Genomic DNA, 22,891 nt, shown 5'->3' with positions numbered 1-22,891 from the left:
TAGGTTGTTTCGGCGCCCTTTTTGGTTTCGTCTCGAGATCGTGCCGAGGCGTGTTCCCTAAGCCCCAAGCGGTTTAGGGACGAAACTATACGAAGATCAAACGTGTCCCTATGCCGCTGCGCATTCACATCGGCGCCGTGGCAAAACGTCATCGCGCCAACTCAACGGTGCGGCTGCAATCGTATTGGAGTGTGCCATGCAATCGTCTCCCCGCGCTGCCACCGATCTCGATGCAAAAGAGGACGGCGCTTGGCCGGCGCGCCGACGGGCTATCCTCGATTGGCTGGTGAACGAGACACGGACCGAGCGTTTCATCGACAATATTCTGGTTGAGCTGTGCAAGCGTCTGTCGGCCGAAGGCGTGCCGGTCGCACGCGCCACGCTCCACTTCCGGATCCAGCATCCGCAATGGATGGGTGCGCGCATCCTCTGGAAGACCGGCATGGACGAAGCCGAGATCGACACCATCGAATACGGTGTCGAGGTCACGCCGCAGTTCCAGCACAGCCCGGCGAACGAGGTTTTCAACGGTGCGTCCGAGGTCCGGCAGAACCTGGAGGCGTCAGACGCGGCTTCTTCCAGATACACGCTTTTCGATGAACTGCGTGCCGAAGGGCTGACCGACTATGTCGCCTGGCCGATCGACCATACGCTCGGCAAGCGCCACCTTGTCACCTTCTCCACCGACAGGGTAGGCGGCTTCGAGGATTGGCATATCGCCTGTCTTCGCGACCTTCTGCCGGCGTTGGCGCTGGTCTCCGAAATCAGAATCAAGAACGCCATGGCCAGGACGCTGCTGCGGACCTATGTCGGCCCGCATGCGAGCGAGCAGATCCTCGCGGGTGCGACGACGCGCGGCAGCGGCACGACCGTCAGCGCAGCCATCATGATCTGTGATCTGCGCGACTTCACCGCGCTCTCCGACCTTTGGCCCCGTGACGACGTCATCCGGCTGCTCAACGCTTATTTTGATGCCCTGTGCGAGCCTGTCGAGGCGCATGGCGGCGAGACGCTCAAATTCATGGGCGACGGCCTGCTCGCCATCTTCCCGCTGAGCAATCCGACCGCCTGCGCCGATCTTCTGCAGGCTATTCGCGAGGGCCAGGCGGCGATGGCCGCCCTGAACGAGGAGAACCAAGATAAAGGGCTTCCGGAGCTTCGCTATGGCATCGGCGTCAATATCGGCGATGTCATGTACGGCAACATCGGCTCCCGCCGGCGCCTCGACTTCACGGCGATCGGACCGGTTGTGAACGTCGCGTCCAGGCTCGAGACGCTGACAAAAGAAATCAAGCGCCCCGTGCTGCTGTCGCGCGCGTTCGTCGACAAGGCCGGTTCCCACGCCGAATGCGATCAGCTCGGATCTTTCGCGATCAGAGGATTGGAAGAGCCTATCGAGGTGTTTGCCTTGAGGGACTAGCCGCATCGCCGCTTGCGCGCTCATCTCCCCAGCGCTGGGGAGATGAGCTGTTGCCGCACTTCAGTAATCCATGCCGCCCGGCGGCATCGGCGGCGGCGTTTCCTTCTTCGGCAGGTCGGCAATCATTGCTTCGGTGGTGACGAGCAGACCGGCGATGGAGGCGGCGCCCTGAAGGGCCGCGCGCACGACCTTGGCGGGATCGATGACACCCATGGCAAAAAGGTCCCCGAATTCACCGGTCTGGGCGTTCCAGCCGTGGGCGAGATCGCTGCTCTCGCGCAGCTTGCCGACGATGATGGAGCCTTCCGCTCCGGCATTCTCGGCGATCTGACGAACCGGCGCCTCCGCTGCGCGCCGCACGATATCGACACCGACGCGCTGGTCGGCATTTTCTCCCTTGAGCCCGTCGAGCGCGTCAACCGCACGCAGCAGAGCAAGCCCGCCGCCGGGCAGAATGCCTTCCTCGACGGCTGCGCGCGTCGCGTGCAGCGCATCGTCGACGCGATCCTTCTTTTCCTTGACCTCCACCTCGGTCGATCCGCCGACGCGGATGACGGCAACGCCGCCAGCAAGCTTGGCAACGCGTTCCTGCAGCTTCTCGCGGTCGTAATCGGATGTGGTTTCTTCGATCTGCGCCCGGATCTGGCTCACGCGGCCGCTGATCTCTTCCTTTGAGCCGGCACCGTCGATGATGGTGGTGGTTTCCTTGTCGATGACGATCTTCTTGGCGCGCCCGAGCATCTCTAACGTCACGTTCTCAAGCTTTATCCCCAGATCCTCCGAGACAACCGTGCCGGCCGTGAGGATGGCGATATCTTCAAGCATGGCCTTGCGGCGGTCCCCGAAGCCGGGAGCTTTGACGGCTGCCACCTTCAACCCGCCACGCAGCTTGTTGACGACAAGGGTGGCGAGGGCCTCGCCTTCGACGTCTTCCGAAATGATCAGCAGCGGCTTCGAGGACTGGATTACCGCTTCGAGCGTCGGGATCATCGCCTGCAGGTTCGAGAGCTTCTTCTCGTGGATCAAGATATAGGCGTCCTCCATATCCACCCGCATCTTTTCCTGGTTGGTGACGAAATAGGGGGAGAGGTAGCCGCGGTCGAACTGCATGCCTTCGACGACTTCCAACTCCGTGTCGGCGGTCTTTGCCTCCTCCACGGTGATGACGCCCTCGTTGCCGACCTTCTCCATTGCCTCGGCCAGATAGCGTCCGATGGTGGGATCACCGTTGGCGGAGATCGTGCCGACCTGGGCGATCTCGGCATTGTTGGAGATATTGCGCGCGTTCTTCTTCAATCGTGCGACGAGCGCATCGACCGCAAGGTCGATGCCGCGCTTCAGGTCCATCGGGTTCATGCCGGCGGCAACCGCCTTTGCGCCCTCGCGCACGATCGCCTGCGCGAGCACGGTGGCCGTCGTGGTGCCGTCGCCGGCGGTGTCGCTGGTTCTGGACGCCACCTCCCGCAGCATCTGCGCACCCATGTTCTCGAACTTGTCCGGCAGCTCGATCTCCTTGGCGACGGAGACGCCGTCCTTGGTGATGCGCGGTGCGCCGAAGGATCGTTCGATGACGACGTTGCGCCCCTTGGGCCCGAGCGTCACCCTGACCGCATTCGCCATGATATCGACGCCACGCAGCATGCGTTCCCGCGCGTCGGAACTGAACTTGACGTCCTTGGCTGCCATGATTTCCTCCTTGAGCGATGGGTCTTTGGCAGCACGCGGGCCGCGGAACGCCGGTCCCGGATGCTCGCCTTCGCCACCATGAGCGCTTTGCCGCCCATCCTAACACCGGAAGGGGTGGCCTGCCAGAAGCGGGAGGGCGATGAAAACGACAATGGCCGGATCGAAAGATCCGGCCACCAAGGCGCTGCGTATCTAGGCTAATTGTCGGTCGTTTTAGTCGTTGGCGGAGATCTTCAGACCGACGACCTGGGGCAGCGTAGTCGCGTCACCCATGGCCGCGCCGACGATCATCGGCAGCGGCACCGGCTTTTCCGGCTTGGCACTGATCGTCAGGCTCTTCGGGTCGTCGAGATAGGTGTTGACGGCAGCCGAGATCGCGTTCTGCAGGGCAGGGATGTTCGCCTGGGCGACCATGATCGGCGCCAGGACTTTCAGGGAATCGGCGAGCTGCTTGCCGGACATTCCCTGCTGCGCGCCGGCATAGTCGAGCACGCGCTTGGTGATCGAAGCGTCGTCGAAGCGAATTTCGGCGCCGGCAAAGCTCAGCTGCTGCATCAGGCCGAGCATCGACAGACCCAACGCCTGCTGACCTTCCGACTTGTCGAGATCGCTTGCCGAGGCCTTGATGGCTTCCTGCATCGACTTCTGGAACTGCGGCGTATAGCCGGAGATGTTGAGGGCGAGCTTCAGCTTGCCGACATTGCTGACGTCGATGGCAAATTCGGGAACGTTGATCGTGCCGGGACCGAGATCCCAAGCGCCTTTCACGGTGACGTCGGCATTGACATGCTGGAGGGCGAGCTTTTCGAGTGCTTCCTTCGATTTCGCATCCTCAGCCTTGCTGAGATCGATCTTGACGCCCTTCAGTGCGCCGTCGAAGTCGAAGCCGGATTGATCGTCCCGCAGCGTCATGTTGAGGTTGGAGTCGCTGATCGAGAAGATCTCGGCTCCGTCCTTGACGGCCTTGACCGCACCGGCGTGCGCGGTCTGATAGATCAGCATGCCATCGACGCCGTCGGCCTTCGGGTCGGCGGGCACCCAGACATCGCCGAGGCTCATGTCCTCGGCCGTCAGGGTGACGCCGTCTTCGGTGGTGTTGAAGTTCGGGAAGGCCGCCTCTTCGATGTAGTAGCCGCCGTCATCCTGCTTTTCGACGCCGGTCAGGGTGACATCACCGATCTTCAATGGCTCGCCGTCGCCGTTCGGCTTGAACGTCGCACCTTTGAGGGTCACGGTGGTGTCTGCGATGTCGATGCCCGTAGCGGCAATCGTGCCGCCCTGCTGGCTGTAGGCGGCATTGAGCTTCGTCAGAAGATCGGCGCCGTCCAATGCAAAGGCCGAGCCGGCAAGCGAAAGAAACGCCACGCCCGACAGCATCAGTCGTGTTGTGCGATAGAAAGCCATTGTGAAATTCCTTTTTGACGGCTTGCGAAGGTGCCCGCGTATCGGGCTTGCGAATTGGCTGGGGTTATAGTGTCGCGACTTCTAAATTTCCGTTGAACGGCAAAGCAAATAAAGTCCAAATTAGGACCGCGACCGCCGGGCGGCGTCGTTTTCGTAGACGAGGCGCTCGTCATCCACAATCTGTTTCAGCCGTTTCCTTGCCGGAAGAACTCTTCTCGGCTAGTCAGACATCATGGGACAAAATCTGACCCCGCCTTCCGGCGGAGACGACGACAGCATTCTTCCGGTCGATCTGAAGGCGGCGCTCGAAGAGCGCTACCTGGCATATGCCTTGTCGACGATCATGCACCGCGCCTTGCCGGACGTTCGTGATGGACTGAAGCCGGTTCATCGCCGCATCATCCACGCCATGAGCGAGATGGGGATCAGGTCGAACTCCGCCTTCAAGAAATGCGCCCGTATCGTCGGCGACGTCATCGGTAAGTTCCATCCGCATGGCGACCAATCGGTCTATGATGCGCTGGTGCGCCTGGCGCAGGATTTCTCGCAGCGTTACCCGATCGTCGACGGGCAGGGGAACTTCGGCAACATCGACGGCGACAGCGCCGCCGCCTATCGTTACACCGAAGCGCGCATGACCGAAGTCGCGTCGCTCCTGCTTGAAGGCATCGAGCAGGACGCGGTCGATTTTCGCCCGACCTATAACGAAGAGGACGAAGAGCCGGTCGTCCTGCCGGGCGCCTTCCCGAATCTGCTTGCCAACGGCTCGTCCGGCATCGCCGTCGGCATGGCGACCTCGATTCCGTCGCACAATGCGCATGAGCTTTGCGATGCGGCGCTGCATCTGATCAAGCATCCCGACGCCACCGTCGAAAAACTCGTCGAATTCGTTCCCGGCCCGGACTTTCCGACCGGCGGCATCATCATCGACAGCCGCGAAAGCATCATCGAATGCTACAAGACCGGCCGCGGCGGCTTCCGCACCCGTGCCAAGTGGCAGATCGAGGACCTCGGCCGCGGCGGATATCAGATCATCGTCACGGAAATTCCGTTCCAGGTGCAGAAGTCGCGGCTGATCGAGAAGATCGCCGAGCTGCTTATTGCGCGCAAACTGCCGCTGCTCGAAGACGTCCGCGATGAATCGGCGGAGGACGTTCGCGTCGTTCTGGTTCCGAAGAATCGCACCGTCGATCCGACGATCCTGATGGAGTCGATGTTCAAGCTGACGGAGCTCGAAAGCCGCTTCCCGCTGAACATGAACGTGCTCTCGATGGGCCGCATCCCGAAAGTGATGGCGCTCAACGAGATATTGAAGGAGTGGCTGGATCACTTGCGCGAAGTGCTCGTGCGGCGGTCGCGTTTCCGACTGGCTGCGATCGACAGGCGCCTGGAAATCCTCGGCGGCCTGCTGATCGCCTATCTCAATCTCGACGAGGTGATCCGCATCATCCGCGAGGAGGACGAGCCGAAGCCGGTGATGATGGCGCGCTGGGATCTCACAGAGAACCAGGCCGAGGCGATCCTCAACATGCGGTTGCGCTCGCTGCGCAAGCTCGAGGAATTCGAGATCCGCAAGGAATTCGACGGGCTGACCGCCGAAAAGGCCGACATCGAAGCGTTGCTCGCCTCCGACGACAAGCAATGGCAGACCGTCGCCTGGGAAATCGGCGAGGTGAAGAAGAAGTTTGCCAAGGCGACCGAACTCGGGCGGCGGCGCACGCAATTCGCAGAAGCGCCGGAAGCCGACGAACAGGCGATCCAGCACGCGATGATCGAGAAGGAGCCGGTGACGGTCGTCATCTCCGAGAAAGGCTGGATCCGTGCGCTGAAGGGCCATCTCTCCGACACGTCCGGTCTACAGTTCAAGGAAGGCGACGGACTGAGAGTGGCGTTCCCGGCACAGACGACGGACAGGATCCTGATCGCCACGACGGGCGGCAAGGTATACACGCTCGGCGCCGACAAGCTGCCGGGCGGGCGCGGCCATGGCGAGCCGCTGCGCATAATGGTCGACATGGAAAACGATCAGGACGTGCTGACCGCCTTCGTTCACGAGCCCGCGCGCAAGATGCTGATCGTTTCGACGGCAGGCAATGGCTTCGTCGTTGCCGAAACGGAACTGGTGGCCAATACCCGCAAGGGCAAGCAGATCATGAATGTCGCCATGCCGGACGAGGCAAAGCTCCTTGTGCCGGTGTCCGGCGATCACGTGGCGGTGGTCGGCGAGAACCGCAAGATGGTGGCCTTCCCGCTCGTTCAGGTCCCCGAAATGTCCCGCGGAAAGGGCGTGCGCCTGCAGCGCTACAAGGATGGCGGCGTTTCGGACGTCCGTTGCTTTGCGATCGGCGATGGTCTCACCTGGGTCGATAGCGCAGGCCGTACCTTCACGAAGAACAAGGACGAACTGGTCGAATGGCTGGGCGATCGCGCCGCTGCCGGCCGCAACGTGCCGAAGGGCTTTCCGCGCAGCGGGAAATTTTCGGGGTAAGAATAAGCGCGAGGCTCCGCCGCTGAGCGATCGTTAGCGGGAGTGGGGGACGTTGGGGACGCAGAAATCCCTAAAGAACTGCGCAGCGCCGTCTTCATCAATTTCCCCGGCGGCGACACCGAGGACAAACACCACGATGGAAGCGTTTTCTGCCTCCAGCAGCTGTCCGTTGCGGAGCAGAAACGTAAAGGCCGCCAGATAGCCCGTCCGCTTGTTTCCGTCGAGAAACGGGTGATTGCGAACAATCCCAAAGAGATAAGCGGCAGCCAGCGCGAACAAGTTGTCCTCGCCGTAGGCTGCCTTGTTCAACGGGCGCGCGAGCGCCGCTTCTAGGGCGTTTTCGTCCCTAAGCCCCGGCAGGCCGCCGTGTTCTTTTATTTGTTCGTCGTGGATGATCTCAATGGCTCTGCGCGTCACCCATTTGTATTGGTTCATTTGGCAAGCTCGCGCAGCGCAGCGCGATATTTCTGCATGCCAAGCCGTGCAGCCTCCAGCTGTTCCGCAAGATCAGCTTCTTGGGCCACTAACTCGAAACCGTGCTCGACCTCGCGCAACTCCAAACTGTCGCCGTTCTTCAGGCCAAGTTTCTGAAGAATTTCCTTCGGAATGATCACGCCTTCCGAATTCCCGATCTTGCGAATGACGACGTTCATGGGATGCTCCTACGTAATAACAGAGTTATAACATCAAGCGTCCCTCGATTCAATCGCGGGCTCAGGCGGCGACCGCATTCCTTCGGGCCTTCGCGCGCGCCTGCCAGATGGAATGGACAGCCAGCGCGGCGATCAGCACCAGTCCCCCGAGCAGCGTCATAGCGGTTGGGGTCTCGGCGAAAATCATCCAGACCCAGACCGGCGCGAGGATGGTTTCGAGCAGATAGAACATGCCGACTTCCGGGGCGGAGAGGTAGCGCGGACCGGTTGCGAGGCACCAGAAGGCAAGGGGCATCATGATACCGCCGTTGAGAAGGATCCACACCGGATGGTCTATCGCAAAGCCTGTGGGCAGGACGTGGTATAGGCCGATCGCCGCGGGGACGACCGCGGCCAGAAGCGGCGCGAAGCCCATTTCGCGCTTCGCGGCACGGCCGATGGTGATGGCACCGGCGATCGAGAGCGCCGCGACTGCCGAAAGGATATTCCCGATCAAGTGGCCGCCCGCCATGCCGTCGCTGACGATCAGCCCGACGCCGATGATCATGACCGCCATGGTGACAAGCGTTGAAGGGGATGGCCTTTCCCTCAGGAAGATCCAGGAGAGAAGCGCTGCAAACATCGGATTGAAGGCGAGGATGAAAACGACGTTGGCCGCGGTCGTATAATAGACGGCAGCCAGAAAGCAGATCGTACCGATGCCGTAAAGCAATCCGGCGGGCACACCGGTCCAGCCCGGCAGCCGGGCGCGCAATGAGCCGCCCATGCTCCTGATGACGACGAGGATCAGAACGCTGACGAAAAGCGTCATCAGGCTGCGCACCGCAAGGATAGACCAGACCTCGCCGCTCGACAGACGGATAAGCGGAATGTCCACGGAAAGCGCAAGGCCGCCGACCGACGTCAGCAACAGACCCTTGTGGTGGTCGGAGAGTGCGGAAAATGTCATCGGGAAGGACTTAGTCGTTGATTTCGGCGGCGTCGAATAGCTCCCAGCCGCGCGGAGTGAGATGCTCCTGCGGCTGGAACCGCGTCTTGTAGTCCATTTTCCGCGAACCGCGAACCCAATAGCCGAGATAAACATGCGGCAGACCCAGCGCCTGCGTGCGCTTGATATGATCGAGGATCATGAAGGTGCCGAGCGAGCGGCGGTCGAGCTCGGGATTGAAGTAGGAATAGACCATCGAGAGGCCGTCGCTCATGATGTCGGTAAGGGCTGCTGCAAGCAGCTCGCCCTTCGGCCGCTGCTCCAGCCCGCAGCCTTCCTCGCGCCGGCGGTATTCGATAATGCGCGTGTTCACGTGGGTGTCCTCAACCATGATCGCGTAGTCGAGGACGGTCATGTCAGACATGCCGCCGCGCTGGTGGCGGTCGTCGAGGTAACGCCGGAACAGCGAATATTGCTCGCTTGAGGGCTGTGCGGGGAATTCCGTGGCAATGATATCGGAATTGATGGCCGAAACACGCCGCATCGAGCGGGTCGGCTCGAATTCCTGCGCCAGGATGCGCACGGAAACACAGGCGCGGCATGATTCGCAGGCTGGCCGATAGGCGATGTTCTGCGACCGGCGGAAGCCGCCCTGCGTCAGGATATCGTTCATTTCCGCCGCGCGGGGGCCGACGAGATGGGTGAAAACCTTTCGCTCCAGCTCATTCGACAAATACGGGCAGGCAGCCGGAGCCGTCAGATAAAACTGCGGGGATGGCGTCGTCTGCGTATTCATCTGTGGGAGGTCAACCTTTCACTGGGTGATCCGCTTCCACAAGCATGGCGTAAAGTTTCAAAACGTCAACAGGGATGCGGAGCGTCGGAAAAAACCGATGCCCGGAAGGCTCTTTCACGGCTTCCGGGCATTGTTGTGGCGGTTCTGTACGTAGGCGTCGAGAAGCTTGACGTTGACGTTCACATACGTGCGATGACGGTACCCAAAAGCAGGTCGTGGATCAGCCGGCCTCGGTCGGTAAACAGACCTACGAGCAAGATGAGCGGCGTCAGGAACGAGTTGATGATCCAGAACAGGACGAGGTGGACGATAGCCGTCATGAAATCGAGCGGCCGTCCGTCCGTGCGCATCATCGCGATGCCGAACGCGCGCATGCCGAGCGAGGCCTGGTTCGGGCCGCCAAGCGTCAGGCCGAAATAGAGGCCGGCCACGATCACGAACAGGGCGGGATAAAGAAAGAAGCCGAGCCCGAGCGTTGCGATCGAAATGACGAACAGCACCACTGCCGCAGGGATGCACAGCAGCGCGACGATGAAATAATCGAGTATGAAGGCGAAGATGCGCCGGCTGAGCACACCGCTATAGGCGCGCCAGTCGTCCGGTGCGGCGTAGAGTGGGCTGGGGCGGTCAAGGCTCATCATTTTCTCCTTCGTGAAAACCTGTAAAAAAATATGGTGCGTGCGCGAAGGAATACAAGAAACAGAGGCCGGGATCCCGATCTAGGGGCCCTTGGCGAGCCGCCTTGCGACATCCATCGCGAAGTAGGTGAGGATGCCGTCGCAGCCGGCGCGCTTAAAGGCGAGCAGGGTTTCCAGCATCACCCGTTCCTCGTCGATCCAGCCGTTGGCGCCTGCCGCCTTGATCATCGAATATTCCCCGGAGACCTGATAGGCGAAGGTCGGCAGGCCGAAGGCTTCCTTCATCCGCCAGCAGATGTCGAGATAGGGGAGGCCGGGCTTGACCATTAGCATGTCGGCCCCTTCCTCGACGTCGAGTGCCGCATCGCGGATTGCCTCGGTACCGTTGGCGGGATCGATGTAATAGGTCTTCTTGTCGCCCTTCAAAAGTCCGCCGGTGGAGATCGCCTCGCGATAGGGACCATAGTAGGCCGAGCTGAACTTTGTGGCGTAGCTCATAATGCCGACGCTCTGGTGGCCCGCAGCATCGAGCGCCGCGCGGATCGCGCCGATACGGCCGTCCATCATCTCCGATGGCGCGATGATGTCGGAACCTGCGTCAGCCTGGATGACGGCGGCGCGCGCCACCTGCTCGACGGTTTCGTCGTTGACGATCTCGGTGCCGCGCAGAATGCCGTCATGGCCATGGCTGGTGAAGGGGTCGAGCGCGACGTCGGTAATCAGGCCGATGTTCGGCACCGCCTTCTTGATGGCCGCCGTCACCTGATTGATCAGATTGCTGGCCTCCAGGCTGTTGGAGCCGGTCTCGTCGCGCAGATGCATTTCGATATTGGGGAAGGTGGCAAGCGCCGGGATGCCGAGATCGGCCGCTTCCTTTGCCGCCTCGACCGCCTTGTCCACGCTCAGCCGGTTGACGCCGGGCATTGCCGGGATCGGCTCGACGATGCCCTTGCCCGGGACCAGGAAGATTGGCCAGATCAGGTCGTCCACCGTCAGGCGATTTTCCTGGACGAGGCGGCGCGTCCAGTCGGCCTTCCTGTTGCGCCGCATCCGGCGGTGTCCGGTAATTTCGTCGACGAGGTGGGTCTTATCCTGCATGGCACGGAAATCCTGTTTGTCTGGCCGGTTTGGCTAGGCTTTTTTGTCTGGCCTTCTTTGCAGGCGTGCTTATCATGCCCGCGACGGAAAGAAAAACCGGGCGAAAGGCCGCAGCCGTAAAGGCAAGACGGAGCCGACCTCTGGCATGAACGGGTGGGTGCATTCTATTGTTCGACCATGACAGATGATTCCTCGACCCTGCCGAAGCGCACGCTGGCCGACCTGCTCTTCGTGTTGTTCCTGCGGCTGATCGCCGTCTCCTGCCTGTGGTTCGGGCTGCAGTACTGGGCGATGCTGGTCGGCTATTCCCTTGGCGGCCATGCCAGGTTCGACCTCCTCGACCTGCCCTGGCGCGTGGCGGCCGCAGCCCTTGCCGTGGTGTTTCCGGTCGCAGCGCTCGGGCTATGGCTGACGGTGTCCTGGGGGCCGGTGATCTGGGTATGCGCCGCAGGCGGCCAGATGCTGATGTACGGCGTCTGGCCGGAGATCTTCGGCCGCAACCTGCTGATCCTCCTTCTGCATGCGGGTGTGGCAGTGCTCTATTGCATTTTTCGTGTCGCATTGTTCCTCGAGCAGCGGCGGCAGCGGGAGAGGGTAACGGTCGATTTACCCTGAGACGAAGAGGGCTCGTGGTAAGGCGCTGTTAAGGCTGCGGTTTAAGTAGAATTTTATGGGTATTCGATAGGGTCTCACTCAAGGCGGGAAGAAAACCAACACCGCTAAACGAAACAGTGAGGCAGTTATCATGAACACGAAAATCAAGCCGCAGGGCGTTGCTAGCGCTCGTGATCCGCAGATCGAAGACATCCGCTCCCTCTACATGGAATCCCTCCATCTCGTTGAGCGTCTCCACCGTCGTCTACTCGACGTCATCAAGGACGAGTTCGACCGCCAGGGTCGCAGCGACGTCAACGCCGTCCAGGCGCTGCTCCTCTTCAATATCGGCAACTCCGAACTGACGGCCGGCGAGCTTCGCTCCCGCGGCTACTATCTCGGATCGAACGTTTCCTACAACGTCAAGAAGCTGGTCGACCTCGGCTTCATCAACCATCAGCGCTCACGCATCGACCGCCGCTCGGTCCGCATCAGCCTGACGGAGACTGGCCAGGACATCGCCGAGACCGTCGCCAAGCTCTACGAGCGCCACGTCGCCTCCATCGACAAGGTCGGCGGCATTGGCACCGACGAGTTCACGCAGATGAACAAGGCGCTGCAGCGTCTCGACCGTTTCTGGAACGACCAGATTTTGTATCGCCTGTAATCCCGAAAAGCCCGTTTCCCTGCGGGTTTGTCGAGACCTCCAATACGGTGCGACGGGTGTAGCGAGGCGAGAGAAGACGCCTCGTTGCTTCCGTTTCGACTATGGCAGCAAGTTCCGTTTCCCAACGACACCGAACGCTCGATCAATGTGCGCTTTTTGTCACGCCGGAGACAAGATTGGCGACCGCCCGGCGGCCTTCGGCAATCCGCGATTGACGCGGCTTAGGCAGCGACTACTAACGGCGATCAGGTATTTCTATCGCAATGCACAATGAGTTGTTCGCCGTCGCCGGAAAGGACGCTGGTCCTGGGCTGAGTGACACGAATTGGCCATATTGGTGTGACAGCGGAAGGGTACGGGAACCAGCGTTTTCAGATTCGATCTTTGTGCGTCGCCGCCTCGGTTTTGCAAGATGAAATACGTCGCGACGTCGGCATTTGGACCCAGGTAACGCGCGGCCAGCGGCGCTGCCTGCGCTGTCGATCTGTTTTCGCTTTAAGCTCGCGGAAAATACCGCCGCGGCGTTGATTTGGTAGGAAAATGTCGAAGAAAAACGGAACTGAAGCTCTCTCCCGCCGGTCTTTCCTGCGGTCCGCGGCAACGGTTGGCGCAGCCGCGTTCGCGGCGCCGGCCTTCGCGCAGTCTGCTCTCGATGACCTGATCAACGCACCGCGTCGCGGCAAGTGGGACGACCAGTTCGACGCCAAGGCGGCCTCGCGCACGGCAGCGGCGACGGTTTCAAATACGCCGATCCTCGGTCCGGATTCCGTTCCGAACATGCAGCAGGCGATCGCGCAGTATCAAAATATCCTTGCCAACGGCGGCTGGCCGCAGGTCAATCCCGGCCAGCTGAAACTTCAGCTGGGCGTGACCGATCAGTCCGTCCAGGCACTGCGCCAGCGCCTCGCCATTGCAGGCGATCTGCCGCGCGAAGCGGGCATGTCGCCAGCCTTCGACTCTTACGTCGATGGCGCGGTCAAGCGTTTCCAGGCCCGCCATGGCCTGCCGGCGGATGGCGTGCTCGGCGAATATACGCTGAAGGCGATGAACATTTCTGCCGACGTGCGCCTTCAACAGCTCGATACCAATCTGGTGCGCGTGCAGACATTCCCAGGCGATCTCGGCCGCCGTCACGTCATGGTCAACGTTCCCGCGGCTTATGTCGAGGCGGTCGAAAATGGCAGCGTGGCATCGCGTCATAATGCCGTCGTCGGGCGCATCGAACGGCCGACGCACCTCGTCAATTCCAAGATCTACGAGGTCATCCTCAATCCTTACTGGACCGCGCCGCGCATGATCGTCGAGCAGGACATCGTGCCGCTGATGCGCAAGGATCCGACCTACCTCGCAAGGAGCAACATTCGTCTGATCGACGGCAAGGGCAACGAAGTGGCGCCCGAAACCATCGACTGGAACGCCGAGAAGGCACCGAACCTGATGTTCCGTCAGGATCCGGGCAAGATCAACGCGATGGCCTCCACCAAGATCAACTTCTACAACAAGAACGGCGAGTACATGCACGACACGCCGCAGCAGGGCTTGTTCAACAAGCTCATGCGGTTCGAGTCGTCCGGCTGCGTTCGCGTCCAGAACGTCCGCGACCTGACGAACTGGCTGCTGCGCGAGACGCCCGGCTGGAACCGTCAGCAGATGGAAGCGGTCATCTCCACCCGCGTCAACACGCCGATCAAGCTTGCCGAGGAAGTGCCGGTTTACTTCGTCTACATCTCCGCCTGGGGTGCCGCCGACGGCATCGTGCAGTTCCGCGACGACATCTACCAGATGGACGGCAACGCCCAGCTGGCGCTCGATACGACCGCGACAACGGAACAGCCAGTGCGCTAACAGCACTAAGTAGGCAAAAGACACAAGCCGCTTCCCCCGGGGAGGCGGCTTTTTCGTATCTGCGCGCAGCGATCGTAGTTTGCCTAGCAAATGTCGCTGATCGTATTGCCCTTGAGCGACCGCAAGGCTAATAGCTTCAGGCACCCACGTTCAGGAGCTTTCACCATGACCAATGCTGCGACCGAACCCTTCTTCAATCGCTCTCTTGCCGATACCGATCCGGAAATCTTTGGCGCGATCGGCAAGGAGCTGGGTCGCCAGCGGCATGAGATCGAGCTGATCGCTTCGGAAAACATCGTTTCCCGCGCCGTTCTCGAAGCGCAGGGATCGATCATGACGAACAAATACGCCGAAGGCTATCCGGGCAAGCGCTACTACGGCGGCTGCCAGTACGTGGATATAGCCGAAGAGCTCGCCATCGAGCGCGCCAAGAAGCTGTTCGGCGTCAATTTCGCCAACGTCCAGCCGAATTCCGGCAGCCAGATGAACCAGGCGGTGTTCCTGGCGCTGCTGCAGCCGGGCGATACCTTCATGGGCCTCGATCTCAATTCGGGTGGGCACCTGACGCACGGTTCGCCGGTCAACATGTCCGGCAAGTGGTTCAACGTGGTTTCCTACGGCGTGCGCGAAGGCGACAACCTGCTCGACATGAACGAAGTCGCCCGCAAGGCCGAAGAGACCAAGCCGAAGCTCATCATCGCCGGCGGCACCGCCTATTCGCGTATCTGGGACTGGAAGCGCTTCCGCGAGATTGCCGATTCGGTCGGCGCCTACCTGATGGTCGATATGGCTCACATTGCTGGCCTCGTTGCCGGCGGCCAGCATCCGTCGCCGTTCCCGCATTGCCACGTTGCGACCACCACCACACACAAGTCGCTCCGCGGTCCGCGCGGCGGCGTCATCCTGACGAACGACGAGGATCTGGCAAAGAAGTTCAATTCGGCCGTCTTCCCGGGTCTCCAGGGCGGCCCCTTGATGCACATCATTGCCGCCAAGGCCGTCGCCTTCGGTGAAGCGCTGCAGCCGGAGTTCCAGGACTACGCCGCGCAAGTCGTCAAGAACGCCAGGGCACTTGCCGAAACCCTGATCGCAGGCGGCCTCGACGTCGTCTCCGGCGGTACCGACAACCATCTGATGCTGGTCGACCTGCGCAAGAAGAACGCCACGGGCAAGCGCGCCGAGGCAGCTCTCGGCCGCGCCTACGTCACCTGCAACAAGAATGGCATTCCCTTCGATCCGGAAAAGCCCTTCGTCACCTCAGGCGTCCGCCTCGGCACGCCGGCCGGCACGACGCGCGGCTTCAAGGAGGCCGAGTTCCGCGAAATCGGCAATCTGATCGTAGAAGTGCTCGACGGCCTGAAGGTGGCCAATTCGGATGAAGGCAATGCCGCCGTCGAGGCTGCGGTGCGCGAAAAGGTGATCAAGCTTACCGATCGCTTCCCGATGTACGGCTACATGGGCTAAGGATAGCTCATGCGTTGCCCCTATTGCGGTTCGGAAGAAACCCAGGTCAAGGATTCACGCCCGGCGGAGGATAGCACCTCCATTCGCCGGCGGCGGATCTGTCCCGATTGCGGTGGCCGGTTCACCACGTTCGAGCGCGTGCAGCTGCGTGAGCTAATGGTGATCAAGAAGACCGGCCGGAAGGTGCCCTTCGACCGCGAGAAGCTGGTGCGCTCCTTCGAGATCGCGCTGCGCAAGCGCCCCGTCGACCGCGACCGCATCGAGCGCGCGGTCTCGGGTATCGTGCGCCGGCTGGAAAGCTCCGGCGAGACGGAAATCAGCTCCGAGCAGATCGGCCTGCAGGTGCTGGAGGCCTTGAAGAGCCTGGATGACGTGGCGTTCGTGCGCTACGCCTCCGTCTATCGTGACTTCTCCCATGCGGAAGATTTCGAGCAGGTGATCTCCGAGATCAATGCCAAGATCGCCCGCGATCCGCTGAATCCCTGACGATGCCGGGCCGGGCGGACGACGAGAAGTTCATGGCGGCGGCGATCGAGTTGTCGCGCACCCATCTCGGACAGACCGGCACCAACCCTTCCGTCGGGTGCCTCATCGTCAAGGACGGAGAGGTCGTGGGAAAGGCGGTAACCGCGATTGGCGGCCGGCCGCATGCCGAGACCCAGGCGCTGGCTGAAGCGGGCGACAGGGCCTGCGGCGCGACCGCCTATGTGACGCTCGAGCCCTGTTCCCACTTTGGAAAGACGCCGCCCTGCGCCAACGCGCTGATGGCCGCCGGTGTTGCGCGCGTGGTCGTCAGCGTCACCGATCCGGACGTCAGGGTTTCCGGCCGCGGCTTGGAGATGCTGCGGTCCGCCGGCATCGAGGTTGAGACGGGGCTGATCGAGGACGAGGGCCGGCGGGCGCTCGCCGGCTACCTCATGCGCCAGACGAAGGGTCGGCCCTATGTGACTCTTAAGCTTGCCGTTTCCGCCGACGGCATGATCGGCCGGCTGGGCGAGGGGCAGATCCGCATCACCGGCACCGAGGCCCGCGCCGAAGTACAGAAGCTGCGTGCGGAAAGCGACGCCATCCTGATCGGGATCGGCACTGCGATCGCCGACGATCCGGAATTGACCGTCCGCATTCCCGGTATGGAGGGGCGGTCGCCCATCCGCATCGTCCTCGATCCTTTGCTTGATCTGCCCAAGGACGGCAAGCTTGCCAGCACCGCCCGTCAGGTGCCGGTGATCGTCGTTGCGAGCGAGGCGGTCTCTCCGTTGGTGGCGGACGCGGAGGCGATATCGCCTGAGACGGCGGTGCCCGGCGTACCGCCTTCCGCCGAGGAGGGGGATATCGCGGACCTCGCCGAAACCTCGTCGCGCCGCTCCGCCCTCGAAGCGCAGGGTGTCGAGATCGTCTATTGCAATCCCTATCACCCGGAGATCCTACTGCCGGCGCTTGGCTCGCGCGGCATATCCAGCCTCTTCGTCGAAGGCGGTGCCAAGACCGCGGCGCTTTTCCTCGATGCCGGGCTGGTCGACCGCATCTTGCTGTTTCAGGGGCCGGGCTTGATTGGGGCGGGCGGTATTGAATCGCCGGTAACGAAGACCGATATGCCTCCCGGTTTTTCCCATATCCGCACGCGTCTCTTCGGTGATGACAGCTGCGACGAATTCGAAAGAGGGCTTTGATGTTTACAGGCATTGTCACCGATATCGGCACCGTCGAGAGCGTTTCGCCGTTGAAGGAAGGCATCAGGCTGAAGATTGCGACGCGCTACGACCCGACAACCATCGACATGGGCGCCTCGATCATGCATTCCGGCATCTGCCTAACCGTTACCAGCCTGCCGGAAGAGGGCAGCAACCACCGCTGGTTCGAGGTGGAGGCATGGGAAGAGGCGCTGCGGCTGACGACGGTGGCCAACTGGCAGCCCGGCACGCATATCAACCTTGAGCGCTCGCTGAAGATCGGTGACGAACTCGGCGGCCACATTGTCTCCGGGCATGTCGACGGTAAGGCGGAGATCCTTTCAGTCATGGCGGAAGGCGACGCGACGCGGTTCAGGCTGCGAGCGCCGGCCCATCTTGCCATGTTCGTCGCGCCGAAGGGCTCGATTGCGCTCGATGGCACCTCGCTCACCGTCAACTCGGTCGACGGCACCGATTTCGACGTGCTGTTGATCCGTCACACGCTCGAAGTCACGACCTGGGGCGAACGCAAGGCTGGCGACTTCGTCAATTTCGAAGTCGATACGATGGCCCGTTATGCCGCTAGGCTGGCGCAGTTTCCTGCAGTTCAAGCAGGATGATGTCGGCGTCATGATAGACGGTGCGCGCGAGTTCGCGGAAGCCGAGCTTGTCCGCGACGTTTAGAGACGGCCGATTGTCCGGGGCGATGATGCAGGTCGTGCGTGCGTGTGGAAAATGCGTGCCGGCCCAAGAGAGCAGCGCCCGCATGGCCTCGGTGGCATATCCTCGCCCTTGCGCGCTATGACATAGCGCCCAGCCGGCTTCCATGCTGCCTTCGGGTGAGGGATGCATGTCCCGACGCAGGTCGTGGAATCCGGCTTCCCCGAGGAAACGACCGCTGGACCGCTCTTCGACGACGAGAAACCCGAAGCCGAGAAAGTGCCACACGCCGGCGGTGCGCAACAACCGCGTCCAGCTCTCCTCGCGCGACATCGCCACGCCGCCGATAAAACGGAAGACGCCGGGCTCCCGCCACATGGCGGCATAGGCGTCGAAGTCGCTGATCGTGTGCGGCCTCAGGATTAGCCGTTCGGTCTCGATCGTTGGGATGTCCGTCATGTCGGTGTTCAGGCGGCCACTTCTTGCCGCTCTTCCCTGTCCACAAATTCGATACGAAGGGACTTGCCGAACACGGCCGCCGCCCGGCACAAGGTGTGCATCGAGATGCTGGTGTTCACCGGATCAAGCAAGCGATTCACCTGCGTCCGACTGGTTTTCATCGCATCCGCGAATTCCGTCTTTGACATTCCACGTTCGGCGATATTCCGTTCCATTTGCCAAGCAATAACTTTCTTGATGGCAAGTTCATCAACTTCGTCAAGGATACCTTCTTCCTCTAGGAAGCTCTCAAAGCTCGAGCCGATCGGGCTCTTAATGTTATACTCACTCATTTTTCGCGATCCTTTTTCTTTTTTAGGTGCCGGATTCTATTCTCCGAGTCTCGTTTTCGATCCCGCGCCGTATCGACGTCGACTTTGGGAGGCACCTGGTCTTTCTTTATAATCCCGTGCAAAAGTATCATTCGCGGTCCTTCCATATAGAAGAACACTCTGGCGATCTTGTCCTTGAGGCTGGTTCTCACTTCCCAAAGGCCGTCGCCAAGGCTATCGCAAGTTGGCATCCCCAAAGGCCATCCGTACTCGGTCGTTCGGACATCGGTCGATATCACTTTACGCTCGTCAAATTGCAGGCCTCTAAGCCACTCTCTAACAGGTTCCCTGCCTCCTGGGGTTTGATAAAATTCCGCGAAGATCGTCTTTCCAAGCCGGCTAGCGACATTTTTCATTGTATGACGTACCAAAAATGGTTCACTTGAGCAAGCTTTTCCCATAACAAAGCGATAAAATGCTGTCAGTATGCGGTTGAAAAATTACTCACATACACGCTCTACAATCTAGTGCTGCTGTCCAAATACCATGGGAACGGTCCAACGGCATTTGTTGGTAAGCATCGAGAAATCGCAGCTTCTTCGCTTGCCTGCGGCCCGCGAAAATGCGCCGGCGCGCGAAAAACACTTGCCAAGCGCATTGCCGCGTGATTTGAGCCGCGCATAATGGCGTTCCCGCCCCTCCAATCCGCAGGTGTCGTATGTCCAGCTCCTCCACGCCGCATCTTCTGATCGTCGAAGCTCGGTTCTATGACGATATGGCAGATGCACTTCTCGATGGTGCGAAGGCCGCGCTCGACCAGGCCCGCGCCACCTACGACGTCGTCACCGTTCTCGGCGCGCTCGAAATTCCGGCGGCGATCGCCATGGCGCTCGACGGTGCGGACAATGGCGGAACGCAGTATGATGGTTTCGTAGCTCTCGGCTTGGTGATCCGCGGCGAAACCTACCATTTCGAGATCGTCGCAAACGAATCGTCGCGCGCGCTGATGGATCTTGCCGTCAGCGAGTCGCTTGCCATCGGCAACGGCATATTGACCGTCGAGAACGACGATCAGGCCTGGGTGCGTGCGCGCCGTTCGGACAAGGACAAGGGCGGTTTTGCCGCCCGTGCGGCGCTGGCGATGATCGCGCTGAAGGAAAAGCTGGGTGCATAAGCTATGAGCAATCAGGACATGGAGCGGCCGGCAAAGACCGCAAATCAGCGCGGCGCGGCACGGCTTGCGGCCGTTCAGGCGCTCTATCAAATGGATATCGGCGGCGCCGGCGTGCTGGAAATCGTGGCCGAATACGAGGCCCATCGCCTCGGCCAGGAAATTGACGGCGATACCTATCTGAAGGCGGATGCCTCCTGGTTCCGTTCGATCGTATCGGGCGTGGTGCGCGAGCAGGTTCGTCTCGATCCCCTGATCGGCGCGGCGCTGCAGGACGACTGGGCGCTGTCGCGGCTCGATAGCACTGTCCGCGCGATCCTTCGCGCTGGCACCTTCGAACTTCTGGATCGCAAGGACGTGCCGGTGGCGGTGATCGTTACCGAATATGTCGAAATCGCCCAGGCCTTCTTCGCGGACGACGAGCCCAAGCTCGTCAACGCCGTGCTGGACCGAATCGCCAAGCAGGTTCGCGGCGAGCCCAAGAAGTAGGCGCAGGCGTTGCGCTGCTGCCGTTATCGTTGCCGGCAAGCTGTCGGTGCCGGAAAAAGCGGCAGCTAAAACGCTTTAAATACCAGTCCTTTGCGCTTCTTGATCCATCTGTGAATAAACTTTTAATCCGCGGATTGTTTTGCCCGCGGGCGCTCTTGACGTGGCGAATTCGCCCACGCAATCTCGCCCTGCGCCAAAGCCGGCATCCTTGGAGGGGGATGTCAGCCGGAGGCGCTCGGTGCCGGAGGGGATCTAGTCTCCGGCTATTTGGGGAGAGGAAGAAGCGAAATGACCATTCTTACAGGCGTCATTGCATGCGGGTTGCTCTCGGTGATTTACGCTATATGGGCAACTCGGTCGGTGCTTGCTGCCGATCAGGGCAATGCCCGCATGCAGGAGATCGCCGGCTATATTCGTGAGGGCGCGCAGGCCTATCTGACGCGCCAATACCGGACGATCGCCATCGTTGGCATCGTCGTTTTCATTTTGGTGTGGGTCCTTCTATCGGCTGCGGCCGCTTTCGGCTTTTTGATCGGCGCGGTGCTTTCGGGCGCTGCCGGCTTCATGGGCATGCATGTCTCGGTGCGCGCGAATGTCCGCACCGCTCAGGCGGCCTCGCGCAGCCTTGCCGCCGGACTTGAGATCGCCTTCAAATCGGGCGCCATCACGGGCATGCTCGTGGCCGGTCTCGCGCTGCTCGGCGTATCCATCTACTATGTCGTCCTGACGCAAGTACTTGGCCTTGAGGACGGCTCCCGCGAGGTTATCGATGCACTTGTCGCGCTCGGCTTCGGCGCCTCCCTGATCTCTATTTTCGCCCGCCTCGGCGGCGGCATCTTCACCAAGGGTGCGGACGTCGGCGGCGACCTCGTCGGCAAGGTAGAAGCGGGCATTCCCGAAGACGATCCGCGCAACCCGGCAACGATTGCCGACAACGTCGGGGACAACGTCGGCGATTGTGCAGGCATGGCGGCGGACCTGTTCGAAACCTATGCGGTCTCGGTCGTCGCAACCATGGTGCTTGCCTCGATCTTCTTCGCAGGCACGCCTTCCTTGCATGCGGCCATGGTCTTCCCGCTCGCAATCTGCGGCGTTTGCATCATCACCTCGATCATCGGCACATTCTTCGTCAAGCTCGGCGCCAACGGCTCCATCATGGGTGCGCTTTATAAGGGGCTGATCGCCACCGGCCTGCTTTCGATCGTCGGCCTGGCTATCGCGACGTCGCTCACCGTCGGCTGGGGTTCCATCGGCACAGTTGATGGCGCTGACGTTACCGGTTCCCGTCTGTTCGTTTGCGGCCTGGTGGGCTTGATCGTCACCGCCCTGATCGTTGTGATCACCGAATACTACACCGGCACCGGCAAGCGGCCCGTCGTCTCGATCGCGCAGGCTTCGGTCACCGGGCATGGCACCAACGTCATCCAGGGCCTTGCGGTCTCCCTGGAATCGACGGCGCTTCCGGCAATCGTCATCGTCGGCGGCATCATCGCGACCTATCAGCTTGGCGGCCTCTTCGGCACGGGTATCGCGGTTACCGCCATGCTCGGCATCGCAGGCATGATCGTCGCGCTCGACGCGTTCGGTCCGGTCACCGACAACGCCGGCGGTATCGCCGAAATGTCTCATCTGCCGCCGGAAGTGCGCAAATCGACCGACGCGCTCGATGCCGTCGGCAATACGACGAAGGCGGTCACCAAGGGCTACGCCATCGGTTCGGCCGGTCTCGGTGCACTCGTGCTTTTCGCCGCATACTCCTACGATCTCAAATTCTACGCGGCACACGGCGACAAATTCCCTTACTTCGCCGATGTCGGCCCAATATCCTTCGACCTCTCCAATCCCTATGTCGTCGCCGGCCTTTTGTTCGGTGGCCTCATTCCGTATCTGTTCGGCGGCATCGCTATGACCGCCGTTGGACGCGCGGCGGGTTCGATCGTCGAGGAAGTGCGCCGGCAATTCCGTGAGAAACCCGGCATCATGGCGGGGACGGAACGTCCGGACTACGGCCGCGCCGTCGATCTGCTGACGAAGGCGGCAATCAAGGAAATGATCGTGCCGTCGCTGCTTCCGGTGCTCGCGCCGATCGTCGTCTATTTCGGGGTGCTGCTGATTTCGGGCTCGAAGGCTTCGGCCTTTGCCGCGCTCGGCGCATCGCTGCTGGGCGTCATCATCAACGGCCTCTTCGTGGCGATCTCGATGACCTCGGGGGGCGGCGCCTGGGATAACGCCAAGAAGTCCTTCGAAGACGGTTTTGTCGACAAGGACGGTACCCGCCACCTCAAGGGATCGGAAGCCCACAAGGCTTCCGTGACAGGCGATACCGTCGGCGATCCCTACAAGGACACCGCGGGCCCCGCCGTCAATCCGGCGATCAAGATCACCAACATCGTGGCCTTGCTGTTGCTCGCCGTTCTGGCCTGACACCATCTGAACGCAACGAAAAACCC

23 protein-coding genes are annotated in these 22,891 nt (G+C 61.3%); 12 read left to right on the top strand and 11 right to left on the bottom strand.

Features of this window, described 5'->3' with window-relative positions; all coding sequences use genetic code 11:
• The first annotated feature begins 196 nt into the window (after positions 1–196).
• Positions 197–1,420, top strand: a complete 1,224-nt coding sequence (locus AB4048_RS12160) for an adenylate/guanylate cyclase domain-containing protein (protein ID WP_442202219.1) — start codon at positions 197–199, stop codon at positions 1,418–1,420.
• Between the two features lie 60 nt (positions 1,421–1,480).
• Here the strand turns inward: AB4048_RS12160 and groL are convergent, their stop codons facing one another.
• Together groL and AB4048_RS12150 are read right to left on the bottom strand one after the other, a co-directional pair.
• Positions 1,481–3,106, bottom strand: coding sequence for a chaperonin GroEL (gene groL / locus AB4048_RS12155; RefSeq protein ID WP_442202218.1), 1,626 nt, complete (start codon positions 3,104–3,106; stop codon positions 1,481–1,483).
• 213 nt (positions 3,107–3,319) lie between these two features.
• Positions 3,320–4,510 (bottom strand): hypothetical protein, encoded by a 1,191-nt coding sequence (locus tag AB4048_RS12150; RefSeq protein ID WP_442202217.1) that lies wholly within the window; start codon positions 4,508–4,510, stop codon positions 3,320–3,322.
• A 232-nt stretch (positions 4,511–4,742) separates the two neighbouring features.
• Between AB4048_RS12150 and parC the strand changes: the two genes are divergently transcribed.
• A complete protein-coding gene (gene parC / locus AB4048_RS12145; protein ID WP_442202216.1) occupies positions 4,743–6,998 on the top strand; it encodes a DNA topoisomerase IV subunit A in 2,256 nt (751 codons plus the stop codon).
• 33 nt (positions 6,999–7,031) lie between these two features.
• On the opposite strand, the gene AB4048_RS12140 is transcribed toward parC, so the two are convergent.
• The 6 genes from AB4048_RS12140 to hemB all read right to left on the bottom strand — a co-directional run bounded on the left by AB4048_RS12140 (position 7,032) and on the right by hemB (position 11,111).
• The gene (locus tag AB4048_RS12140; RefSeq protein ID WP_442202215.1) at positions 7,032–7,433 is read right to left on the bottom strand and encodes a type II toxin-antitoxin system death-on-curing family toxin; all 402 of its coding nucleotides are present in this window, start codon (positions 7,431–7,433) and stop codon (positions 7,032–7,034) included.
• A complete protein-coding gene (locus AB4048_RS12135; RefSeq protein ID WP_442202214.1) occupies positions 7,430–7,651 on the bottom strand; it encodes an AbrB/MazE/SpoVT family DNA-binding domain-containing protein in 222 nt (73 codons plus the stop codon). The genes AB4048_RS12140 and AB4048_RS12135 overlap by 4 nt, the downstream gene beginning before the upstream one ends.
• Positions 7,652–7,712: 61 nt before the next feature.
• Positions 7,713–8,600 (bottom strand): DMT family transporter, encoded by an 888-nt coding sequence (locus tag AB4048_RS12130; protein WP_442202213.1) that lies wholly within the window; start codon positions 8,598–8,600, stop codon positions 7,713–7,715.
• 10 nt (positions 8,601–8,610) lie between these two features.
• Positions 8,611–9,375: an arginyltransferase gene (locus AB4048_RS12125; RefSeq protein ID WP_442202212.1), complete on the bottom strand. Its 765-nt coding sequence runs from the start codon at positions 9,373–9,375 to the stop codon at positions 8,611–8,613.
• Between the two features lie 179 nt (positions 9,376–9,554).
• Positions 9,555–10,013, bottom strand: a complete 459-nt coding sequence (locus tag AB4048_RS12120) for an RDD family protein (protein ID WP_442202211.1) — start codon at positions 10,011–10,013, stop codon at positions 9,555–9,557.
• A gap of 81 nt (positions 10,014–10,094) precedes the next feature.
• Positions 10,095–11,111: a porphobilinogen synthase gene (hemB, locus tag AB4048_RS12115; RefSeq protein WP_442202210.1), complete on the bottom strand. Its 1,017-nt coding sequence runs from the start codon at positions 11,109–11,111 to the stop codon at positions 10,095–10,097.
• A 177-nt stretch (positions 11,112–11,288) separates the two neighbouring features.
• Here hemB and AB4048_RS12110 point away from each other — a divergent pair, with 177 nt between their 5' ends.
• From AB4048_RS12110 to AB4048_RS12080, 7 genes are all read left to right on the top strand, one after another.
• Positions 11,289–11,726, top strand: a complete 438-nt coding sequence (locus AB4048_RS12110) for a DUF6163 family protein (protein ID WP_442202209.1) — start codon at positions 11,289–11,291, stop codon at positions 11,724–11,726.
• A gap of 130 nt (positions 11,727–11,856) precedes the next feature.
• Positions 11,857–12,372, top strand: coding sequence for a transcriptional regulator LdtR (gene ldtR / locus AB4048_RS12105; RefSeq protein WP_442202208.1), 516 nt, complete (start codon positions 11,857–11,859; stop codon positions 12,370–12,372).
• 540 nt (positions 12,373–12,912) lie between these two features.
• Positions 12,913–14,217 carry a L,D-transpeptidase family protein gene (locus AB4048_RS12100; protein WP_442202207.1) on the top strand — a complete coding sequence of 435 codons (1,305 nt, stop codon included), beginning with the start codon at positions 12,913–12,915 and terminating at the stop codon, positions 14,215–14,217.
• A 165-nt stretch (positions 14,218–14,382) separates the two neighbouring features.
• Positions 14,383–15,681 carry a serine hydroxymethyltransferase gene (glyA, locus tag AB4048_RS12095; protein ID WP_442202206.1) on the top strand — a complete coding sequence of 433 codons (1,299 nt, stop codon included), beginning with the start codon at positions 14,383–14,385 and terminating at the stop codon, positions 15,679–15,681.
• A 9-nt stretch (positions 15,682–15,690) separates the two neighbouring features.
• Positions 15,691–16,167, top strand: coding sequence for a transcriptional regulator NrdR (gene nrdR, locus AB4048_RS12090; RefSeq protein ID WP_442202205.1), 477 nt, complete (start codon positions 15,691–15,693; stop codon positions 16,165–16,167).
• 2 nt (positions 16,168–16,169) lie between these two features.
• On the top strand, positions 16,170–17,351 hold the full coding sequence (gene ribD, locus AB4048_RS12085) for a bifunctional diaminohydroxyphosphoribosylaminopyrimidine deaminase/5-amino-6-(5-phosphoribosylamino)uracil reductase RibD (RefSeq protein WP_442202204.1): 1,182 nt from the start codon (positions 16,170–16,172) through the stop codon (positions 17,349–17,351).
• Positions 17,351–17,971 (top strand): riboflavin synthase, encoded by a 621-nt coding sequence (locus AB4048_RS12080; protein WP_442202203.1) that lies wholly within the window; start codon positions 17,351–17,353, stop codon positions 17,969–17,971. The genes ribD and AB4048_RS12080 overlap by 1 nt, the downstream gene beginning before the upstream one ends.
• Here the strand turns inward: AB4048_RS12080 and AB4048_RS12075 are convergent.
• The 3 genes from AB4048_RS12075 to AB4048_RS12065 are packed head-to-tail and all read right to left on the bottom strand — an operon-like array spanning position 17,934 to position 19,197.
• A complete protein-coding gene (locus AB4048_RS12075) occupies positions 17,934–18,470 on the bottom strand; it encodes a GNAT family N-acetyltransferase (protein WP_442202202.1) in 537 nt (178 codons plus the stop codon). The two genes, AB4048_RS12080 and AB4048_RS12075, sit on opposite strands and share 38 nt — an antisense overlap.
• A gap of 8 nt (positions 18,471–18,478) precedes the next feature.
• A complete protein-coding gene (locus AB4048_RS12070; protein ID WP_442202201.1) occupies positions 18,479–18,802 on the bottom strand; it encodes a Fis family transcriptional regulator in 324 nt (107 codons plus the stop codon).
• Complete coding sequence (locus AB4048_RS12065; protein ID WP_442202200.1) at positions 18,799–19,197, bottom strand: type II toxin-antitoxin system RelE/ParE family toxin; 399 nt, start codon at positions 19,195–19,197, stop codon at positions 18,799–18,801. Before AB4048_RS12065 ends, AB4048_RS12070 begins: the two co-directional genes overlap by 4 nt.
• A 302-nt stretch (positions 19,198–19,499) precedes the next feature.
• Between AB4048_RS12065 and ribH the strand changes: the two genes are divergently transcribed.
• The 3 genes from ribH to AB4048_RS12050 all read left to right on the top strand — a co-directional run bounded on the left by ribH (position 19,500) and on the right by AB4048_RS12050 (position 22,865).
• Entirely contained in the window at positions 19,500–19,955 is a 456-nt protein-coding gene (gene ribH / locus AB4048_RS12060; RefSeq protein WP_442202199.1) for a 6,7-dimethyl-8-ribityllumazine synthase, read from the top strand.
• Positions 19,956–19,958: 3 nt separating this feature from the next.
• Entirely contained in the window at positions 19,959–20,441 is a 483-nt protein-coding gene (gene nusB / locus AB4048_RS12055; RefSeq protein ID WP_442202198.1) for a transcription antitermination factor NusB, read from the top strand.
• 288 nt (positions 20,442–20,729) lie between these two features.
• Positions 20,730–22,865 carry a sodium-translocating pyrophosphatase gene (locus AB4048_RS12050; protein ID WP_442202197.1) on the top strand — a complete coding sequence of 712 codons (2,136 nt, stop codon included), beginning with the start codon at positions 20,730–20,732 and terminating at the stop codon, positions 22,863–22,865.
• Positions 22,866–22,891: the final 26 nt, after the last annotated feature.

Origin of the sequence: Rhizobium sp. RAF56, assembly GCF_052113965.1 — a bacterium.
GTDB lineage: Bacteria > Pseudomonadota > Alphaproteobacteria > Rhizobiales > Rhizobiaceae > Rhizobium.
Note: the sequence above shows the minus strand (reverse complement) of the source record. Positions and strands in the feature narration are given on the sequence as shown.

What these genes read in the sequence shown, in the direction of transcription:
- AB4048_RS12160 (WP_442202219.1), top strand. Translation starts at nt 197, where the DNA reads ATGCAATCGTCTCCCCGCGCTGCCACCGATCTCGATGCAAAAGAGGAC.
- groL (WP_442202218.1), bottom strand. Translation starts at nt 3,106, where the DNA reads ATGGCAGCCAAGGACGTCAAGTTCAGTTCCGACGCGCGGGAACGCATG.
- AB4048_RS12150 (WP_442202217.1), bottom strand. Translation starts at nt 4,510, where the DNA reads ATGGCTTTCTATCGCACAACACGACTGATGCTGTCGGGCGTGGCGTTT.
- parC (WP_442202216.1), top strand. Translation starts at nt 4,743, where the DNA reads ATGGGACAAAATCTGACCCCGCCTTCCGGCGGAGACGACGACAGCATT.
- AB4048_RS12140 (WP_442202215.1), bottom strand. Translation starts at nt 7,433, where the DNA reads ATGAACCAATACAAATGGGTGACGCGCAGAGCCATTGAGATCATCCAC.
- AB4048_RS12135 (WP_442202214.1), bottom strand. Translation starts at nt 7,651, where the DNA reads ATGAACGTCGTCATTCGCAAGATCGGGAATTCGGAAGGCGTGATCATT.
- AB4048_RS12130 (WP_442202213.1), bottom strand. Translation starts at nt 8,600, where the DNA reads ATGACATTTTCCGCACTCTCCGACCACCACAAGGGTCTGTTGCTGACG.
- AB4048_RS12125 (WP_442202212.1), bottom strand. Translation starts at nt 9,375, where the DNA reads ATGAATACGCAGACGACGCCATCCCCGCAGTTTTATCTGACGGCTCCG.
- AB4048_RS12120 (WP_442202211.1), bottom strand. Translation starts at nt 10,013, where the DNA reads ATGAGCCTTGACCGCCCCAGCCCACTCTACGCCGCACCGGACGACTGG.
- hemB (WP_442202210.1), bottom strand. Translation starts at nt 11,111, where the DNA reads ATGCAGGATAAGACCCACCTCGTCGACGAAATTACCGGACACCGCCGG.
- AB4048_RS12110 (WP_442202209.1), top strand. Translation starts at nt 11,289, where the DNA reads ATGACAGATGATTCCTCGACCCTGCCGAAGCGCACGCTGGCCGACCTG.
- ldtR (WP_442202208.1), top strand. Translation starts at nt 11,857, where the DNA reads ATGAACACGAAAATCAAGCCGCAGGGCGTTGCTAGCGCTCGTGATCCG.
- AB4048_RS12100 (WP_442202207.1), top strand. Translation starts at nt 12,913, where the DNA reads ATGTCGAAGAAAAACGGAACTGAAGCTCTCTCCCGCCGGTCTTTCCTG.
- glyA (WP_442202206.1), top strand. Translation starts at nt 14,383, where the DNA reads ATGACCAATGCTGCGACCGAACCCTTCTTCAATCGCTCTCTTGCCGAT.
- nrdR (WP_442202205.1), top strand. Translation starts at nt 15,691, where the DNA reads ATGCGTTGCCCCTATTGCGGTTCGGAAGAAACCCAGGTCAAGGATTCA.
- ribD (WP_442202204.1), top strand. Translation starts at nt 16,170, where the DNA reads ATGCCGGGCCGGGCGGACGACGAGAAGTTCATGGCGGCGGCGATCGAG.
- AB4048_RS12080 (WP_442202203.1), top strand. Translation starts at nt 17,351, where the DNA reads ATGTTTACAGGCATTGTCACCGATATCGGCACCGTCGAGAGCGTTTCG.
- AB4048_RS12075 (WP_442202202.1), bottom strand. Translation starts at nt 18,470, where the DNA reads ATGACGGACATCCCAACGATCGAGACCGAACGGCTAATCCTGAGGCCG.
- AB4048_RS12070 (WP_442202201.1), bottom strand. Translation starts at nt 18,802, where the DNA reads ATGAGTGAGTATAACATTAAGAGCCCGATCGGCTCGAGCTTTGAGAGC.
- AB4048_RS12065 (WP_442202200.1), bottom strand. Translation starts at nt 19,197, where the DNA reads ATGAAAAATGTCGCTAGCCGGCTTGGAAAGACGATCTTCGCGGAATTT.
- ribH (WP_442202199.1), top strand. Translation starts at nt 19,500, where the DNA reads ATGTCCAGCTCCTCCACGCCGCATCTTCTGATCGTCGAAGCTCGGTTC.
- nusB (WP_442202198.1), top strand. Translation starts at nt 19,959, where the DNA reads ATGAGCAATCAGGACATGGAGCGGCCGGCAAAGACCGCAAATCAGCGC.
- AB4048_RS12050 (WP_442202197.1), top strand. Translation starts at nt 20,730, where the DNA reads ATGACCATTCTTACAGGCGTCATTGCATGCGGGTTGCTCTCGGTGATT.